Genomic DNA, 13787 nt, shown 5'->3' on the forward strand with positions numbered 1-13787 from the left:
TGCGCATGCCGCTACCTTTCGTATTTCGCACCATCGAACTGGATGGCCAGACCATCCGCACCGCCGTACGCCCCGGGCAGTCGCACATGACGCCGCTGCTGATCTTCAATGGCATCGGCGCCAACCTCGAGTTGGTGTTCCCCTTCGTCCAGGCCCTGGACCCGGACCTGGAAGTAATCGCCTTCGACGTACCCGGTGTCGGCGGTTCATCCACCCCGCGCACGCCCTACCGTTTCTCCGGCCTGGCAAAGCTCGCCGCGCGCATGCTGGACTATCTGGATTACGGCCAGGTCAGCGCCATCGGTGTGTCCTGGGGCGGCGCACTGGCACAGCAGTTCGCCTACGACTACCCGGAGCGCTGCAAGAAACTGATTCTCGCCGCCACCTCGGCCGGCGCCGTGATGGTGCCCGGCAAGCCCAAGGTGCTCTGGCGCATGGCGAGCCCGCGACGCTACATACAGCCTTCTTACGGCGTACACATCGCGCCGGACATCTATGGCGGCGCGTTCCGCCGCGACCCTGGTCTGGCCATGGCCCACGCCAGCAAGGTGCGCTCGTCCGGTAAGATGGGCTACTACTGGCAGCTGTTCGCAGGCCTCGGCTGGACCAGCATTCACTGGCTGCACCGCATCCGCCAACCCACCCTGGTCCTGGCAGGCGACGACGATCCGATCATTCCCCTGGTGAACATGCGCCTGCTGGCCTGGCGAATTCCCAATGCGGAACTTCACGTCATCGACGACGGTCACCTGTTCCTCGTGACGCGTGCCGAAACGGTGGCTCCGATCATCATGAAGTTCCTTGCCGAGGAGCGTCACCGCGCGGTGATCCACCCACAAGCACAGCCGCTACGTAGTGGCTGAAACGCTACCGCTCCCTTGTGGGGCGGCAGCCAGGCGCCCGAACCAGAGCGGTGCGCGCTGTCATCAACTTGAATTCTGCCCGCGATAGTCTGGAATGCACTTCGGGCTCGTGATGGTACAACCCTTGCTGTAGACCTCCTGAACCACGGACCGAATACGGAGCGCTGCCCCATGCGAGAAAAACAAGTCCCGGGCACCTTGCCGGCACCAGCCGCATTCATGAACGCACAGAACGCCATTGTCGGCCTGCGCGGCAAGGATCTGTTTTCCACCGTACGCAACCTGGCGCTGCAAGGACTGCGGCATCCGGTGCACAGCGCACGACACATGCTCGCCTTCGGTGGCCAGGTCGGTCGCGTACTGCTCGGCGATACCCTGCACCAGCCCAATCCGCAGGACAGCCGCTTCGCCGACCCGTCCTGGCAGCACAACCCCTTTTACCGCCGAGGCCTGCAGGTTTACCTCGCCTGGCAGAAGCAACTCAGCACCTGGATCGACGAGAGCGACCTCAGCGACGACGACCGCGCCCGGGCTCGCTTCGTGATGGCCCAGCTCAGCGATGCCCTGTCGCCTACCAACAGCCTGCTCAACCCGCTAGCAGTGAAGGAGCTGTTCAACACCGGCGGCCTCAGCCTGATCAAGGGTATCGGCCATCTGGTGGACGACCTGCTGCACAACGACGGCATGCCCAGTCAGGTCAGCAAACATGCCTTCGAGATCGGCCGCAACCTCGCCAACACGCCGGGTGCAGTGGTCTACCGCAACGAGCTGCTGGAGCTGATCCAGTACAAGCCGATGAGCGAGAAGCAGTACCTGCGCCCACTGCTGGTGGTGCCACCGCAGATCAACAAGTACTACATCTTCGACCTCGCCCCGGATAAGAGCTTCGTCCAGTACGCCCTTAAGAATGGCCTGCAGGTGTTCATGGTGAGCTGGCGCAACCCTGATGCGCGACACCGCGAATGGGGCTTGTCGACCTATGTGCAGGCCCTCGAAGAGGCCTTCGAAGCCTGCCGCGCCATCACTGGCAGCAAGGAAGTCAACCTGGCGGGCGCTTGCGCAGGGGGCCTCACCATTGCCGCACTGCAGGGCCACCTGCAAGCGCGTCGTCAATTGCGCAAGGTCACCAGTGCCACTTACCTGGTCAGCCTGCTGGACAGCCAGGTGGACAGTCCCGCCGCGCTTTTCGCCGATGAGCAGACCCTGGAAGCTGCCAAGCGTCGGTCGTACCAGGCTGGCGTCCTGGACGGCAAGGACATGGCCAAGATCTTCGCCTGGATGCGTCCCAACGACCTGGTGTGGAACTACTTCGTCAACAACTACCTGCTGGGCCGCGAACCACCGGCGTTCGACATCCTCTACTGGAACAACGACAACACCCGCCTGCCCGCCGCGCTGCACGGCGACATGCTGGACTTCTTCAAGCACAACCCGCTGGCCCGCAGCGGTGGGCTGGAGATCTGCGGCACCTCCATCGACCTGCAGAAGGTCACGGTGGACAGCTTCAGCGTGGCCGGCATCAACGACCACATCACCCCCTGGGACGCGGTCTACCGATCCGCGCTGCTGCTGGGTGGAGACAGTCATTTCGTACTGTCCAACAGCGGCCACATCCAGAGCATCCTCAATCCGCCGGGCAACCCCAAGGCGAACTACTACGAGAACGGCAAACTCAGCTCCGATCCCCGCGCCTGGTACTACGATGCCAAGCATGTGCAAGGTAGCTGGTGGGGCAAGTGGTTGGGCTGGATCCAGGAGCGCTCCGGCGAGCAACGGGAAACCATCATGGCGCTGGGCAATCAGGACTATCCGCCGATGGAGGCCGCCCCCGGCACTTACGTTCACGTGCGCTGATACCTATGCGGGCCGGCCGGCCAAGTAGCCGGCCGGCCCTTCAATTCTTCTTTGAGTGCCTGGCAAGAAACCTGGATGAAGACCCGCGACCGCATCCTCGAATGCGCCCTCGAGCTGTTCAACCTCAACGGCGAACCCAACGTCACCACCCTGGAAATAGCCACCGAACTGGGCATCAGCCCCGGCAATCTCTACTACCACTTCCATGGTAAGGAACCGCTGGTGATGGCGCTGTTCGAGCGCTTCCAGGAAGAGCTGGCACCGCTGCTTGACCCGCCAGCCGACGCGCAACTCGACGCCGAGGATTACTGGCTGTTCCTGCATCTGATCGTGGAGCGCCTGTCCCAGTACCGTTTCCTGTTCCAGGACTTGTCCAACCTGGCCGGCCGCCTTCCCAAGCTGGCCCGCGGCATGCGCAACTGGCTGAACCACCTCAAGCGTACCCTGGCTGCCCTGCTGGCACGTTTGAAGTCCGAGGACCAGTTGGTGAGCGATACCGAGGCCCTTGGCCAACTGGTGGAGCAGATCACCCTGACCCTGTTGTTCTCCCTCGACTACCAGCGCGTGCTGGGCAGCGGCGGCGAGATACGTCTGGTGGTCTATCAGGTGATGATGCTGGTCGCCCCGCATTTGCGCCCAGGCTCCCGGCACGCTGCCGAAAACCTCGCCCGGCGCTACCGGGAAACCTGAAACGAAAACGCCCGGCAAAGCCGGGCGTTTTCGTCATACCGATAAAGCTCAGGACTGGCTGGCCGGCGGAGTTGCCGGTGCTGCCGGAGCCGGTGCTGCTGCCGGTGCCGCGCTGGGCGCCGGGGTAGCGGCTGCAACCGGTGCCGCGGGAGCAGCTGCCGGAGCGGCAGGCTTGGCGGCCGCCTTGGGCGCAGCGGGCTTCTTCACTGCCGGTTTTTTCGCGGCGGCGGGTTTGGCCACTGCCGGTTTTGCAGCTGCCGGCTTGGCAGCAGGTTTCGCTGCGGCGGGCTTCGAGGCAGCAGGCTTCGCCGCTGGTTTGGCAGCGGGCTTGGCCGCAGCCGCCGGCTTCGCAGCAGCCTTTGCAGCTGGCTTGGCGGCCGGTTTTGCAGCAGCAGGTTTGGCAGCCGCAGCCTTGGGTGCCGGCTTGGCAGCGGCAACCTTGGCAGCAGGTTTCGCAGCAGGTTTCGCAGCAGGCTTGGCGGCGGGTTTCGCAGCAGCTTTGGCAGCCGGTTTGGCGGCAGTCTTTGCAGCAGCGGGCTTGACCGATTTCGCCGACACGCCGGTGAGCTTCTCGAGCTGCTTGGTCAGGGAATCCACCTTGCCTTGCAGGTCCTTGACTTCACTGCGGCTGGGCACGCCGAGACGGGAAATGGCGCTATTCAGACGCTTGTCGAAAGCCTCCTCCAGCTCACCCCATTTGCCGATCGCCTTGCCCTTGACCTCTTCAACCTTGGACTTGGCCGTGCCCACGCGGGCGCCGACCTTCGACTTGACCGCGTCTACCTGCTTGTCCACTTCGGTCTTGGCCTGCTTTTCAGCCTTCTCACCATCCTTGACCAGCGTATCGAACAGCTTGGAGCCGTCGTTACTGACCTTCGAGTAGGCCCCCAAGCCAGCCAGCCAGATCTGGCGCGAGTATTTCTCGATCTCGCCGATCCAGGAGTTGGTGTCTTTATCGGTTTTCTTCTTGCCAGCCATCCTGCTCTCCTTATTTGGTTCGCGCGACGTGCTCGAGCAACGCGCTCAGCTCATCAAGCTTAGCAGAGAGTGCCTCAACGTCCTGCCGGGAGGGAATACCAATGCGATTGAGAGCACTGGCCACACGGTTGTCGAACGCCTTCTCGATCTTGTCGAGTTGAACTTCGACCTTTTCCTTCACGCCGGTGACACTGCTCTTCACGCTGTCGAACTGGCTGTTGGCCGCCTCGACCTGCTCGTCGACGAGCTTCTTGCCCTGCTTCTCGACGCCTTCGCCGGCCTTGACCAGCTCCTTGAAGTAATCGACGCCTTCGGCGCCGGCCTTGGCATAGGCACCCAGGCCAGCCAGCCAGATCTTGCGGGCGTAGAGCTTCACGTCGCCAATGACGGTGGACTTGCTTTCGGCTTTCTCGAGTTTCTTCTTGACGGCTACTTTGGCCATGGTGCACCTCACGCGGAATGGTAGATGACTCGTCCTTTTTCAGGACTTGAGCGCAAGGTAGCGAGGAAAATTAGAAACCGCATACTAGCCGCGAGATTGGCTGCTTCAGGTGAGTTGCCAGTGGAAGCGATTGCATTCGCGAAGGGCCGCAAGGCGGCCCCGGAGAGGTTCTGATTCAGGCCAGGTATTCGTCCAGCGCTTTTTCGATCTCGCGCTTGATACTGCCGCTCATGGCCGACAGCAGCAGGCCCAGCTTGACCTCCACGCGCACCTTCGAAGCGCTCACTTCGATTTGCCCATCGGCGCCGCTGCGCTTGAATTCCAGGGTGTCTCCGCGCCATTGGTAGCGCACGTCGTACTCGCGCGCCAGGCGCTCGGCCAGCTTCTCGGCTTTATCACGGACGGCCTCGCGACCGAGGGCATGGGAACGTTCGACTTGGATGCGGGACATGTGGGGTTCCTGAACTGCGACCTTTGGTCGCGTGAATATACCAGCGCCCACGGTCCCTGACCGCGTCCCCCGCCGTCGGGCGTCAAGACAAAGCCGGACGCGGGCATTAGAATGGCCGCCATTCAATTCCGGTGGCAGCGACATGAACGATCAGCGCAAAGGCAACGACGCCGAACCCACGACCCACTTCGGTTATCAGCAGGTTCCCGAAAGCCAGAAGGCCGACAAGGTCGCCGAGGTATTCCACTCGGTAGCGGCCAAGTACGACCTGATGAACGACCTGATGTCCGGGGGCGTCCACCGCCTGTGGAAGCGCTTCACCATCGAGCTTTCCGGCGTACGCCCGGGCAACCGCGTGCTGGACATTGCCGGTGGTACCGGCGACCTCACCCGCCAGTTCTCCCGCCTGGTCGGCATGACCGGCGAAGTGGTGCTGGCCGACATCAACGCCTCCATGCTCAAGGTAGGCCGCGACAAGCTGCTGGACAGCGGCGTGGCCGGCAACGTCAGCTTCGTCCAGGCCGACGCCGAGAAGCTGCCTTTCCCCGATAACCACTTCGACGTGGTCACCATCGCCTTCGGCCTGCGCAACGTCACTCACAAGGACGAAGCCATTCGTTCGATGCTGCGCGTGCTGAAGCCGGGTGGCCGCCTTCTGGTGCTGGAATTCTCCAAGCCCACCAGCGGCCTGCTGTCCAAGGCCTACGACGCCTACTCCTTCAGCCTGCTGCCGCTGATGGGCAAGCTGATTACCAATGACGCTGAAAGCTACCGTTATCTGGCCGAGTCGATCCGCATGCACCCGGACCAGGAAACGTTGAAGGCGATGATGGTCGAGGCGGGCTTCGAACGCGTCACCTACCACAACATGACCGGCGGCATCGTCGCCCTGCACCGCGGCATCAAGCCCTGATGCTGACCCAGGCGCTGCTGGCCGGTATCGAGCTCGGCCTGAACCGGGTGCTGACGCTGGACAGCACGGCGCTGCCGCGCATGACAGCCCTTGAGGGCAGTGTCATCGAAGTCGACTGCCAGAGTCCGGCACTGACGCTTTTCCTGCTCCCTGGTGGCGACGGCCTGAAGCTTTCCGCCCACTGGTCCGCTCCCGCCGATTGCCGTCTGCGTGCTCCGGCCAGCAGCCTCCTGAAGCTGGCCACAGCGCGGGAAAAGACCGCCGTCCTGCACAGCCCGGAAGTCACCCTTGAAGGCGACAGCGCCGTGTTGCTGGAGCTGGCCGCCATTCTCCAGGACCTCGAACTGGATTGGGAATACGAGCTGTCGCGCTGGCTCGGGCCAGTCGGCACCCAGTTGCTCGCAGGCCATCTGAAGCTCCGCGCCAATTGGGCGGGACAGGGCCTGGAAAGCCTGCGCCAGAATCTCGCCGACTACCTAGCCGAAGAGTCGCGCACCCTGGTGGGCCGCCGCGAAGCCGACGCACGCTTCGCTGAACTGGACCGCCTCAAGCTCGCCCTCGATCGCCTCGACGCTCGCGTCGAGCGTCTGAACCAGAGAATCAAACCCAACGCATGAAGCTGCTCGCCGCCCGCCGCCTGTTGCGCATCCAGCAGGTCGTCATCCGCTACCGCCTCGATGACCTGCTGCTCGAACTGCCGCTGCCCTGGTGGCTGCGCACGCTGAGCCACGTCCTGCCCTGGCGCTGGTTTCCGCGCAAGGAACTCAGCCTGTCCCGCGGTGAGCGCCTGCGCCTGGCCCTGGAAGACCTCGGCCCGATCTTCATCAAGTTCGGCCAGTTGCTCTCGACTCGCCGCGACCTGATGCCACCGGATATCGCCGACGAGTTGGCACGCTTGCAGGACCAGGTACCGCCATTCGCCCCGGCGAAAGCCGTCGCGCGCATCGAAGAGCAATTGGGCGCCAAGGTCAGCGAAGTGTTCGCCCGGTTCGACGTCGAGCCACTGGCCTCGGCGTCGGTGGCCCAGGTCCATGCTGCGCAACTGAAAAGCGGCGAAGAAGTGGTGGTGAAGGTGATCCGCCCCAACCTGCGGCCGATCATTCGCCAGGACCTCGCCTGGCTGTTCATCCTCGCCCGGCTCGCCGAGCGCGTATCCGCCGATGCCCGCCGTCTGCGCCCGGTGGAGGTGGTGGACGACTACGAGAAGACCATTTACGACGAGCTCGATCTGCTCCGAGAGGCAGCCAACGCCAGCCAGCTGCGACGCAACTTCGATGGCTCGCCGCTGCTCTACGTGCCCCAGGTCTACTGGGACTGGTGCCGCCCCAAGGTGCTGGTGATGGAGCGCATCTACGGCATTCCGGTAACGGACCTCGCTACCCTCGCCGACCAACGCACCGATATGAAATTGCTGGCCGAACGCGGCGTGGAAATCTTCTTCACCCAGGTATTCCGCGACAGTTTCTTCCACGCTGATATGCACCCCGGCAACATTTTCGTCGCCACCCGCCAACCCTGGAACCCGCAGTACATAGCCATCGACTGCGGCATCATCGGCAGCCTCACCCCAGAAGACCAGGACTACCTCGCACGCAACCTGATCGCCTTCTTCAAGCGCGACTACCGCCGCGTAGCCCAGCTCCACATCGACTCGGGCTGGGTGCCGCCGGAAACCAAGGTCAACGATTTCGAAGCGGCTATCCGCACCGTCTGCGAACCCATCTTCGAGAAGCCGCTGAAAGACATCTCCTTCGGCCAGCTGCTGCTGCGCCTGTTCCAGACCGCCCGCCGCTTCAACATGGAAGTCCAGCCGCAACTCGTGCTGCTGCAGAAGACCCTGTTGAACATCGAAGGACTGGGCCGCCAGCTCTACCCGGACCTGGACCTTTGGAACACCGCCCAGCCCTTCCTCGAACGCTGGATGCGCGAACGCATCAGCCCGCTGCAACTGCTGCGCAACCTGCAGCAGCAGGCCGAGCAGGTACCGCACCTGTCGCAGATCGCCCGCGACACCCTGGAGCGCCTGGCGCTGCCCGCCAGCGCACCGCAGAAGGCCGAGAAGCCAGCCAGCGACCAATGGCCAGCGCGCCTGCTGGGCGCCCTGCTGATCGCCGGCGCAGCCACACAGGGCCTGGCCCCCACTGCCGACACCTGGCCGAGCTGGCTTATGCTGGCCGGCGGTCTATATCTGGTGCTGCGCCGATAGCCAGCCCCGAACGGCACTGGCACACTATTTCGAATCCGAGCGCCGGCCCTTGAGGCCGGCCCAGTTGTGGAAGACGCGATGAAAGACTGGCTGGAAGAGATTCACTGGAACGCCGATGGCCTGGTCCCGGCGATCGCCCAGGACTACAAGACGGGCCGCGTGCTGATGATGGCCTGGATGAACCGCGAAGCCCTTACCCTCACCGCCGCCGAAAACCGCGCCATCTACTGGTCACGCTCCCGTGGCAAGTTGTGGCGCAAGGGCGAGGAATCCGGTCATGTGCAGCGTCTCCACGAATTGCGCCTGGATTGCGACGCCGACGTCGTCATCCTGATGGTCGAACAGCTGGGCGGGATCGCCTGCCATACTGGTCGCGAAAGCTGCTTCTACCGTGTCTTCGAGGATGGTGGCTGGAAGACCGTTGACCCCGTACTCAAGGATCCGCATGCCATCTATGCCGCAGGAAACAGCCATGAGTGATACCCTCGCCCGCCTGGCCGAGGTGCTGGAGGAGCGCAAGAACGCCGCTGCCGACAGCTCCTACGTCGCCAGCCTGTACCACAAGGGCCTGAACAAGATCTTGGAAAAGGTCGGTGAAGAAGCGGTGGAAACCATACTCGCCGCCAAGGATGCCGCCGTCAGTGGCGACGCCAGCGACCTGATCTACGAAACCGCCGACCTCTGGTTCCATAGCCTGGTCATGCTCGCCGCCCTCGGCCAGCACCCCCAAGCCGTACTGGATGAACTGGACCGTCGCTTTGGCCTGTCCGGGCACGCCGAAAAGGCCGCCCGCCAGCCCTCCGCCTGACAAAGACAATCAAGAGGAACACACCATGGGTATCTTCGACTGGAAACACTGGCTGGTCATTCTCATCGTCGTCGTGCTGGTCTTCGGCACCAAGCGCCTGAAAAACCTCGGTTCCGACGTCGGCGAAGCCATCAAGGGCTTCCGCAAGGCGATGAACACCGAGGAAGGCGACAAGGCCCCCGAGCAGACCACTGCCGCGCAGCAACCCGGTGCCACGCTGAACCAGCCGCATACCATCGACGGCCAGGCTCAGCAGGTGCAGGACCCGGTGACCCGCAAGGACTGATGACCCATGTTCGGTATCAGCTTCGGTGAACTGCTGCTGATCGGCCTGATCGCACTCCTGGTGCTCGGGCCCGAACGGCTGCCCGGCGCGGCGCGCACGGCCGGTCTCTGGATCGGGCGCCTCAAGCGCAGCTTCAACGCGATCAAGACCGAGGTCGAGCGCGAAATCGGCGCCGACGAGATCCGCCGCCAGCTGCATAACGAACACATCATGGCGCTCGAAAAGCAGATCAAGGAAAGCATCGTGCCTCCCACGGTCGAATCCCTGCTTTCCGAGGCAGAGCCTGAAGGCGACTCCGCACCGGCAAGTCCGGCGCCCGGCGCCCCGGCTGCGCAAACCGTGCAGGCAGCGCCGGCACCGGCAACCGCCAAGGCCCCGGCAACTCCAGGCACGGCAGCCCCCAGCCAGACCGACCCGGCAGCGCCCGTCCAGGCCTCCAACGCCGCGTCGCCGTCTCAGCCATCGCCCCAGGCACCCATTGAACCGCAGCAGCCGTCCCGCATCCCATGAGCGACCAGAAGCCGGAACAAGACCAGGAAATGCCCCTGGTCTCGCACCTCACTGAACTGCGTACGCGCCTCCTGCGCTGCGTGGCGGCGATCTTCCTGATCTTCGCCGGCCTGTTCTACTTCGCCCAGAAGATCTACACCCTGGTATCGGCGCCGCTGCGCCAGTACCTGCCGGAAGGCGCAACCATGATCGCCACCGACGTGGCATCGCCCTTCCTCACGCCCTTCAAGCTGACCATGGTGGTGGCGCTGTTCCTCGCCATGCCGGTAATCCTGCACCAGGTCTGGGGCTTCATCGCGCCCGGCCTGTACAAGCACGAGAAGCGCGTCGCCCTGCCCCTGCTGGTCTCGAGCATCGTGCTGTTCTACGGCGGCATGGCCTTCGCCTACTTCCTGGTGTTCCCGCTGATCTTCCACTTCTTCGCCAGCGTGACGCCCGAAGGCGTGTCAATGATGACCGACATCAGCAGCTATCTCGACTTCGTGATGACGCTGTTCTTCGCCTTCGGCGTGGCCTTCGAGATTCCCGTGGCCGTCATCCTGCTGATCTGGATCGGTGTGGTGGATGTGAGCTACCTCAAGCGCATCCGCCCCTACGTGATCATCGGTTGCTTCGTGGTGGGCATGGTCCTGACCCCGCCGGACATCTTCTCCCAGACCTTGCTGGCCGTGCCCATGTGGCTGCTGTTCGAGGTCGGCGTGTTCTTCGGTGGCCTGATCCGCAAACGTGGCGATCATCCGGAAGACGACGCGGAAGAACCTGGCGACCAGCCGCCCGCCACTCGCCCGTGAACCTGCTTCTTCTCGAAGACGCCGACTTCATCGCGGCGGACCGGGCACGGCTGGAAGGCCGTCGCCTCAAGCACCTGCATGAGGTCCACCGTGCTGAGGCAGGCGACAGCCTGCGGGTGGGCCGCCTCGGCGGCCAGATGGGCCAGGGCCGCCTGCTGAGCCTCGAAGCCAGCTACGCGGAGCTGGAAGTCAGTTTCGACCAGCCGCCGCCAGCCAAGCTCCCCATCACCCTGCTGCTGGCCCTCCCCCGGCCGAAGATGCTCCGCCGTGTACTCCAGACCGTCGCAGCCATGGGCGTTCCGCGCCTGGTCCTGCTGAACAGCTACCGCGTGGAAAAAAGCTTCTGGCAAACGCCCTTCCTGGAACCTGCAGCCATCCGTGAGCAGCTGATCCTGGGCCTTGAACAAGCGAGGGACACCGTGCTGCCCGAGGTGATCATCGAGAAGCGCTTCAAGCCCTTCGTCGAAGACCGCCTGCCGCAACTCGCCGCAGGCACCCTGGGACTGGTGGGCCACCCCGGCGACCACCCGCCCTGCCCCCGCGCGGTAGAGGAACCCATCACCCTTGCCATTGGCCCCGAGGGTGGCTGGATTCCTTACGAGGTCGAGAAACTGCACGAGGCCGGCCTACAGCCGGTGCAGCTCGGAGAACGCATCCTGCGTGTGGAGACAGCGGTAACCGCCCTGCTCGCGCGGCTGTTCTGATAAGCGACGCTGGCGTAGGCTGACAACATCCTTTCCGCTATCGAGATTGAGCCATGCGCCCGCTGACCATCGACCTCGACCAACTTGCCTTCGCCCTCAACACCATGGGGCTCGACCACTACCTCGACCTTCTCAGCGGCAAGGTGCTGCTGATCCCTGAAGAAGACGCCGATCCCGAACTGGAAGCCCTGCTGCGCGAGGAGCCCGAGCGTTTTCTGCTGGTGGAACCCCTTGGCCAAGCCGACGAGCTACGGCTGATGCAGGAATTTCTCCACGAAGTGGTCCATCCCCATGCCTATTCCGCCCTGGAACAGGCCCTGGCGAGCCGCAAGCCGGCGCGCACGTTTCGCCACGTGCTGATGGAATACCCAGTGCTGCTGGAGGCCTGGCACCAGTTCGAGGCCGCGCGGCTACGCGAGCTGGCCCAGGACTGGCTGGCGGAGAATGAGCTGCAACCGGCAACGCCGCTGCACTGAGATACCCGGTATCAACGCCCTTCTGGGGGGCGATTTCAATCGCTTGGCAGGTTGGAGGGGGCAGCGTTGCTGCCCTTGGCGAATGAATTCGCCCCCACAAAAAGCCGACACCACTGGGATCGATCAGAGCACCTGGCGCAGGAAGCTCTGCGCGCGCGGGTCCTGCGGCTTCTCGAAGAATTGCGCGGGGGGCGCGTCTTCCAGCAGCTTGCCGTGGTCGAAGAACAGCACCCGGTCTGCCACTTCGCGGGCAAAACCCATCTCGTGGGTCACGCAGACCATGGTCATGCCTTCCTGGGCGAGCTGCTTCATCACGTCCAGCACTTCGCCGACCATTTCCGGATCGAGCGCCGAGGTGGGCTCGTCGAACAGCATCACCTTGGGCTCCATGCACAGGGCGCGGGCAATGGCGACACGCTGCTGCTGACCACCGGACAGGCGCGAGGGGTACTCGTTGGCCTTCTGCCCAATGCCGACCTTGGCCAGCAGCGCTTGGGCCTTGGCCTCGCGCTCAGCCTTGCCGCGCTTGCGCACGACCTTCTGGGCCAGGCAGAGGTTCTCCAGTACGGTCATGTGCGGGAACAGGTTGAAGTGCTGGAACACCATGCCCACTTCGCGGCGGTAGGCGTTCACGTCGGTTTTCGGGTTGGCGAGATCGACACCGTCGATGCTCACCGAACCGGAATCCAGCTCTTCCAAACCGTTCAGGCAGCGCAGGAAGGTGGACTTGCCGGAGCCCGAGGGACCGATCACAACCACCACTTCGCCACGCTTCACCTGCGTGGTGACGTTATCCACAGCCCGCACTTCATGGCCACGGGCATCGAAGACTTTCACCAAATTTCTGACTTCAATCACTTTTCCCGAGCCTCCGCTCCAGACGGCTGGCGATTTGCGACAGCGGCAGGTTGATGACGAGGTAGAGCGCGGCAACGCAGAACCAGATCTCGAAAGTTGAGAAGGAGGTCGTGATCGCCTCGCGGCCGCTCTTGGTCAGTTCAGTGATGGCGATTACCGACACCAGCGAGGTGTCCTTGACCAGGCTGATGAACTGGCCAGCCAGGGGCGGCAGCACGCGCTTGAACGCTTGCGGCAGGATCACGTGACGCATCGACTGGCCGGCGGTCAGGCCCAGGGAGCGCGCTGCCTCGTTCTGGCCACGGGCGATGGACTGCACGCCAGCGCGGACGATCTCGCCCACGTAGGCACCGGTGAACAGGGCTAGCGCCGCCACTCCGGCGAATTCGCGGGAGAGGTTCAGCACGGTGCCGATGAAGAAGTAGAAGATGAATATCTGCACCAGCAGCGGCGTACCACGTACCAGTTCGACGTACACGGTTGAAAGGTCGCGCAGAGTGGGATTGCTGGACAGGCGGCAAAGGCCGGTGAACAGGCCGAGCACCAGGCCGAAGGCGCCGGACACGACAGATATCCACAGGGTGGTCCAGAGGCCCCAGAGCAGTGGGCCAGCAGCCCAGTGGCGGGTAACACCAATCTGGTCGCCCTCGGAAACATCGTCGCCCTGGCTCACCTGCAGACTGTCGCGAGCCACTTCCAGCACCTGCTCCTCGCCGCCCTCGGCGGTCAGGGTCACGCGGGCGTTGTCGCCGGCGTCGGCAATGGCACTGACGGTGCTGTAATCGGCAGCGCGATGGCTTTCCTCCGCCTGGTAGGCGAAGTACTGGGGCACACGATTCCAGCGCCATTCGTAGGAAATCAGGGAAGTGGAGTACCAGAGGCCCCATCCGATCACGACCAGGATCAGTCCGGTCAGGATGTGCCAAGGCCAGTTGCGGCGATGTTTTCTAGTCAAGG

The 13787-nt window shown here is 63.7% G+C and carries 18 protein-coding genes; 13 read left to right on the forward strand and 5 right to left on the reverse strand.

Annotated elements, in window-relative coordinates; all coding sequences use genetic code 11:
- Positions 1–5: 5 nt before the first annotated feature.
- The 3 genes from phaZ to SA496_RS23990 all read left to right on the forward strand — a co-directional run bounded on the left by phaZ (position 6) and on the right by SA496_RS23990 (position 3407).
- Positions 6–863 carry a poly(3-hydroxyalkanoate) depolymerase gene (gene phaZ, locus SA496_RS23980; protein ID WP_120654155.1) on the forward strand — a complete coding sequence of 286 codons (858 nt, stop codon included), beginning with the start codon at positions 6–8 and terminating at the stop codon, positions 861–863.
- 171 nt (positions 864–1034) lie between these two features.
- Positions 1035–2717 (forward strand): class II poly(R)-hydroxyalkanoic acid synthase, encoded by a 1683-nt coding sequence (gene phaC, locus SA496_RS23985; RefSeq protein WP_120654154.1) that lies wholly within the window; start codon positions 1035–1037, stop codon positions 2715–2717.
- 75 nt (positions 2718–2792) lie between these two features.
- Complete coding sequence (locus SA496_RS23990) at positions 2793–3407, forward strand: TetR/AcrR family transcriptional regulator (RefSeq protein WP_120654153.1); 615 nt, start codon at positions 2793–2795, stop codon at positions 3405–3407.
- Positions 3408–3455: 48 nt separating this feature from the next.
- Here the strand turns inward: SA496_RS23990 and SA496_RS23995 are convergent, their stop codons facing one another.
- The 3 genes from SA496_RS23995 to SA496_RS24005 all read right to left on the reverse strand — a co-directional run bounded on the left by SA496_RS23995 (position 3456) and on the right by SA496_RS24005 (position 5278).
- Positions 3456–4385: a phasin family protein gene (locus tag SA496_RS23995; protein ID WP_330114585.1), complete on the reverse strand. Its 930-nt coding sequence runs from the start codon at positions 4383–4385 to the stop codon at positions 3456–3458.
- 10 nt (positions 4386–4395) lie between these two features.
- Positions 4396–4827, reverse strand: coding sequence for a phasin family protein (locus SA496_RS24000; RefSeq protein ID WP_120654151.1), 432 nt, complete (start codon positions 4825–4827; stop codon positions 4396–4398).
- A gap of 175 nt (positions 4828–5002) precedes the next feature.
- Positions 5003–5278, reverse strand: a complete 276-nt coding sequence (locus SA496_RS24005) for a polyhydroxyalkanoic acid system family protein (RefSeq protein WP_120654150.1) — start codon at positions 5276–5278, stop codon at positions 5003–5005.
- 142 nt (positions 5279–5420) lie between these two features.
- Here SA496_RS24005 and ubiE point away from each other — a divergent pair, with 142 nt between their 5' ends.
- From ubiE to SA496_RS24055, 10 genes are all read left to right on the forward strand, one after another.
- On the forward strand, positions 5421–6191 hold the full coding sequence (gene ubiE / locus SA496_RS24010) for a bifunctional demethylmenaquinone methyltransferase/2-methoxy-6-polyprenyl-1,4-benzoquinol methylase UbiE (protein WP_120654149.1): 771 nt from the start codon (positions 5421–5423) through the stop codon (positions 6189–6191).
- The gene (locus SA496_RS24015; RefSeq protein WP_120654148.1) at positions 6191–6808 is read left to right on the forward strand and encodes a ubiquinone biosynthesis accessory factor UbiJ; all 618 of its coding nucleotides are present in this window, start codon (positions 6191–6193) and stop codon (positions 6806–6808) included. Before ubiE ends, SA496_RS24015 begins: the two co-directional genes overlap by 1 nt.
- A complete protein-coding gene (ubiB, locus tag SA496_RS24020) occupies positions 6805–8397 on the forward strand; it encodes a ubiquinone biosynthesis regulatory protein kinase UbiB (RefSeq protein ID WP_330114586.1) in 1593 nt (530 codons plus the stop codon). The genes SA496_RS24015 and ubiB overlap by 4 nt, the downstream gene beginning before the upstream one ends.
- Before the next feature lie 78 nt (positions 8398–8475).
- The gene (hisI, locus tag SA496_RS24025) at positions 8476–8877 is read left to right on the forward strand and encodes a phosphoribosyl-AMP cyclohydrolase (protein WP_120654146.1); all 402 of its coding nucleotides are present in this window, start codon (positions 8476–8478) and stop codon (positions 8875–8877) included.
- The gene (locus SA496_RS24030) at positions 8870–9205 is read left to right on the forward strand and encodes a phosphoribosyl-ATP diphosphatase (protein WP_120654145.1); all 336 of its coding nucleotides are present in this window, start codon (positions 8870–8872) and stop codon (positions 9203–9205) included. The genes hisI and SA496_RS24030 overlap by 8 nt, the downstream gene beginning before the upstream one ends.
- A 25-nt stretch (positions 9206–9230) precedes the next feature.
- Positions 9231–9491: a twin-arginine translocase TatA/TatE family subunit gene (locus tag SA496_RS24035; RefSeq protein WP_120654144.1), complete on the forward strand. Its 261-nt coding sequence runs from the start codon at positions 9231–9233 to the stop codon at positions 9489–9491.
- 6 nt (positions 9492–9497) lie between these two features.
- Positions 9498–10001, forward strand: a complete 504-nt coding sequence (gene tatB, locus SA496_RS24040; RefSeq protein ID WP_120654143.1) for a Sec-independent protein translocase protein TatB — start codon at positions 9498–9500, stop codon at positions 9999–10001.
- Entirely contained in the window at positions 9998–10792 is a 795-nt protein-coding gene (gene tatC / locus SA496_RS24045; RefSeq protein WP_077524723.1) for a twin-arginine translocase subunit TatC, read from the forward strand. The genes tatB and tatC overlap by 4 nt, the downstream gene beginning before the upstream one ends.
- A complete protein-coding gene (locus SA496_RS24050) occupies positions 10789–11496 on the forward strand; it encodes a 16S rRNA (uracil(1498)-N(3))-methyltransferase (protein ID WP_120654142.1) in 708 nt (235 codons plus the stop codon). The genes tatC and SA496_RS24050 overlap by 4 nt, the downstream gene beginning before the upstream one ends.
- A gap of 53 nt (positions 11497–11549) precedes the next feature.
- Entirely contained in the window at positions 11550–11972 is a 423-nt protein-coding gene (locus SA496_RS24055; RefSeq protein ID WP_120654141.1) for a UPF0158 family protein, read from the forward strand.
- A gap of 123 nt (positions 11973–12095) precedes the next feature.
- Here SA496_RS24055 and SA496_RS24060 read toward each other — a convergent pair whose 3' ends face one another.
- Both SA496_RS24060 and SA496_RS24065 read right to left on the reverse strand, forming a co-directional pair.
- The gene (locus SA496_RS24060; RefSeq protein WP_028629825.1) at positions 12096–12830 is read right to left on the reverse strand and encodes an amino acid ABC transporter ATP-binding protein; all 735 of its coding nucleotides are present in this window, start codon (positions 12828–12830) and stop codon (positions 12096–12098) included.
- A complete protein-coding gene (locus SA496_RS24065) occupies positions 12823–13785 on the reverse strand; it encodes an amino acid ABC transporter permease (RefSeq protein WP_153918179.1) in 963 nt (320 codons plus the stop codon). The genes SA496_RS24060 and SA496_RS24065 overlap by 8 nt, the downstream gene beginning before the upstream one ends.
- Between the last annotated feature and the right edge of the window lie 2 nt (positions 13786–13787).

Origin of the sequence: Pseudomonas sp. JS3066, assembly GCF_036328175.1 — a bacterium.
In the GTDB taxonomy this organism is placed as follows: domain Bacteria; phylum Pseudomonadota; class Gammaproteobacteria; order Pseudomonadales; family Pseudomonadaceae; genus Metapseudomonas.